Source organism: Pontimicrobium sp. MEBiC06410, from assembly GCF_053601615.1.
The window spans coordinates 1-275 of record NZ_JBSHNT010000137.1 but is presented as its reverse complement, the minus strand read 5'-3'; the positions used below and the strand labels follow the sequence as shown (position 1 = coordinate 275).

Genomic DNA, 275 nt, shown 5'->3' with positions numbered 1-275 from the left:
TGTGATGATGTAGATGTTTTTTTCGAGAATGATTTAGCAGAAACCTTCGATTTAACCCAAAACGAAGCCTTTATTATCAATGGAGAAGTTGGCGTTACAGCAAGCTACTACACCAATCAAGACGATGCCATAGCCGGAACTAACGCTATAGCAGACCCAACAATGTATGTTAACGAAGACCCAGCCAATCCAAATACAGGGATCACCCCACAAACCATCTATGTCCGATTAACCAATGGCGATGACCCTACAGGATTAAACGGAACAGGCTGTTA

At 42.5% G+C, this 275-nt stretch carries 1 protein-coding gene; it reads left to right on the top strand.

Annotation, left to right across the window (positions count from 1 at the left end):
• Positions 1–275, top strand: a 275-nt coding sequence (locus tag ACVC08_RS03480) for a hypothetical protein (protein ID WP_452601003.1), incomplete at both ends; no start/stop codon positions are given.